The sequence below is a fragment of the uncultured Mailhella sp. genome (assembly GCF_944324615.1).
Lineage (GTDB): Bacteria > Desulfobacterota > Desulfovibrionia > Desulfovibrionales > Desulfovibrionaceae > Mailhella.
This window is the reverse complement of sequence record NZ_CALUWY010000119.1, coordinates 1-2,996: the sequence shown is the minus strand read 5'-3', so window position 1 is coordinate 2,996 and position 2,996 is coordinate 1. Positions and strand designations below refer to the sequence as shown.

At 59.0% G+C, this 2,996-nt stretch carries 3 protein-coding genes and 1 tRNA gene; 3 read left to right on the top strand and 1 reads right to left on the bottom strand.

All coding sequences use genetic code 11. From position 1 onward, the window contains the following. A partial coding sequence (locus tag Q0K07_RS13055; protein ID WP_294559796.1) for a glyceraldehyde 3-phosphate dehydrogenase NAD-binding domain-containing protein occupies window positions 1-539 on the bottom strand: 539 nt, incomplete at its 3' end. A 448-nt stretch (window positions 540-987) separates the two neighbouring features. On the opposite strand from Q0K07_RS13055, the gene Q0K07_RS13050 reads away from it, so the two are divergent. The 3 genes from Q0K07_RS13050 to Q0K07_RS13040 all read left to right on the top strand — a co-directional run bounded on the left by Q0K07_RS13050 (window position 988) and on the right by Q0K07_RS13040 (window position 2,980). Next, the gene (locus tag Q0K07_RS13050; RefSeq protein ID WP_294559795.1) at window positions 988-1,671 is read left to right on the top strand and encodes a response regulator transcription factor; all 684 of its coding nucleotides are present in this window, start codon (window positions 988-990) and stop codon (window positions 1,669-1,671) included. Between the two features lie 3 nt (window positions 1,672-1,674). Continuing rightward, a complete protein-coding gene (locus tag Q0K07_RS13045; RefSeq protein WP_294559794.1) occupies window positions 1,675-2,811 on the top strand; it encodes an ATP-binding protein in 1,137 nt (378 codons plus the stop codon). A gap of 93 nt (window positions 2,812-2,904) precedes the next feature. Next, window positions 2,905-2,980: transfer RNA gene (locus Q0K07_RS13040), tRNA-Thr, on the top strand. Window positions 2,981-2,996 lie beyond the last annotated feature (16 nt).

Genomic DNA, 2,996 nt, shown 5'->3' with positions numbered 1-2,996 from the left:
TAGGAATGAATGGTGGTCATGAGGCCGTGCAGGATGCCGAATTCATTGTGCAGCACCTTGACGGCGGGGGCGAGGCAGTTGGTGGTGCAGGAGGCTGCGGAAATGACGTCGTGCCTTGCCGGATCGTAAATATCCTGGTTCACGCCCATGACGATGGTGGCGTCGGCATCATTGCAGGGGGCGGAAATAATGACCTTCTTTGCGCCGCAGGCCAGGTGCATGGCCAGAAGCTCGCGCTTTCTCAAGGTGCCGGAGGTGTCCACCACGATATCCACACCGTAGTCGGCCCACTTCCATTCCCCCTTGTCGCAGCGGGTGATGGCGATGTCGCGGCCGTCGATCTTCAGGCCGTTTTCCGTGACTTCCACCTTGCCGGGAAAGCGCCCGTGAACGGAATCATACTTGAGCAGGTAGCCCATTTCCTCATTGGTGGCGCGATGACCGTTGATGACCACCACCTCGCACTGAGGGAAGAGATGCATGACACGAAGCAGATATCTGCCGATACGCCCGAACCCGTTGATGCCTATTCTGATCATGACGGAACCCTTTGTTTGACGGCCATGCGGCGATCCACCGCCTCTCCTGACGGTCAGGGGGCGTCGCGCCGATGGAGGCACCATACAAAAGCCCCGTGTCGGGAGAGCGGCAGCTTCATGGCAGTTGCGTGACAAGGGTCCGGCGGGCGTTAAATACAAAACCGGCCCGGGACGGAAAGGAAAATCCCGGGTCGGTTCCATCCGGCATCCTGCGGGTCTGGAGCCGGCGCTGCCGCATATCCTGTTGCCACAGAAGGATATGCTGGCCCATTCTGTTCTCTGAGGTTTGGCTGTTCCCTCTTGAAAAAAGAACATACCGGCCGTTGGTGTCCACATGAGGTCAGTTTTGTGTCAGTTTTGTGTCAGCCTTCTCTTTTTCATAAAAGTGTGGCATTGTGCACATAAGATACAGGCTCCGAACTTTTCCGTTTCACCGGTTGAGGAAGACATGAGCGAAAGCCTCATTCTCGTCGTTGATGACGAACAGGATATACGCGATTTACTGGTATTCAATCTCAAGCGTGAAGGATACGCCACGCTGGAGGCCGCAGACGGCAATACCGCCCTGGACCTTGCCCGCGCCCACAAACCGGCGCTCATTCTGCTGGATGTCATGCTTCCGGGCATGGACGGTCTGGCCGTGTGCCGGGAACTCGGCAAGGACAGAAGCACGGAACACATTCCCATCATCATGCTCACCGCGCGCGGAGACGATGTGGACCGCATCGTGGGCTTTGAACTCGGGGCGGACGACTATGTGGTCAAACCCTTCAACACCCGCGAACTTCTTCTGCGCATCAAGGCCATGCTGCGCCGCCGCGCCGTACAGAAGGACGACGACCCCATGCTCCGCTGTCACGGCGTATGCCTCGATCCGCAGGCCCACAAGGTCACGGTGAACGACAAGCCCGTGGAACTTACGGCCATACAGTTCTGCCTGCTGGAAGATCTCATGAAGAATCCCGGCTGCGTCCGTTCCCGCGAGGAACTGCTCGGTTCCGTATGGGATTACCAGTTCGACGGCTACGACCGCACCGTGGACACGCACATCAAGCGCCTGCGCGCCCGCCTCGGTGAAGCGGCGGACATCATTGAAACCGTGCGCGGCATAGGCTACCGCTGCAAAGGCTGATCCATGAAGGCTCCCTCCATTGTCGCAAACAGGGAATCCTGCTGCACCGACCTGACGGCCGATCCCGGGAAAGAAACGCCGGAAACTCCGGTTCAGGAACAGTCTCTTCCTCTGGACAGCATTCTCGACAGTCTGGACGAAGGCGTCATCATTCTCGACAGGCAGGGCACGGTGCTCAAGGCAAACCCCTCCTTCTGCCGCCTGTTCACCACAAGCGCCGTGGGCATGCCCGCCGCCACCGTGGTACCCGGCTCCACCTTCCGGGAAATGCTCGACGCCTTTCTGCACGACTTTCTGCCCGAACACCACTCCTCGCCGGCCTTTCGCATCAGCATGGAAAACGATGTCATTCTCAGCGTGCGCATCACCCCGCTCAAGAACAACGACATCCACTTCGCCAGCCCGTCGGCCCCCTATGCCGTGGTGGTCTTCCACAACATCAGCGACCTTGTGCGCCTGAACCGACGTCGCCGGGAATTCATGGGCGAAGTGGCCCATGAACTCCGCACGCCCCTCACCACCATCATCGGCTTTGCCGAAACCATACTCGACCTGCCCCCCCACCATACCGAGGACAGGCAGAAGTTCACCGGCACCATACTGCGCAACGCAAGACACATGGCCCTGCTGGTGGAGGACATGCTGCACCTCTCCCGGCTGGAAAGCGGCACCGTGCCCCTCAAGCCCACCTGCGTGCGGGCCGCCTTCGTGCTGGAAGACGCGCTGGATACCTGTGCCCGCCACATGGAAGCCAAGGAACTCACCGCCGACATCCACATCGACAGAAGCATGAACATCCGGGCCGATGCCCACTACATCACCCAGGTGTTCCGCAATCTTCTGGAAAATGCCTGCCGTTACGCGCCGAGGGGCAGCGTCATCACCATCACGGGCGAACCTTCCCCCTTTGAATCCATGGCCGTGTTCACCGTGTCCGATCAGGGGCCGGGTATCCCGGAATCCGACTGCGAACGGATTTTCGAGCGCTTCTACAGGGTGGAAAAGGAAAGGGTATCCCCTTCCTCCACAGGTCTCGGCCTTGCCATCTGCAAGCATATCGTGGAACGGCACGGCGGCATGATCCGCGCGGAAAAAGGCCCGGGGGGCATGTTCCTCTTCACCATACCCCTGGCGCAGTAGAAATAACGCGCCGCTGCTCCCGCTTCTGTGCGGAAATGCCCCTTTCCGGTGTTGACAAGCCCCCCGAAAATCCATAAAAAGAATGTCCGAAGCGCCAGCTTAGCTCAGTTGGTAGAGCAACTGATTCGTAATCAGTAGGTCTGGAGTTCAAGTCTCCAAGCTGGCTCCAGTGAAATCAAGCCCTT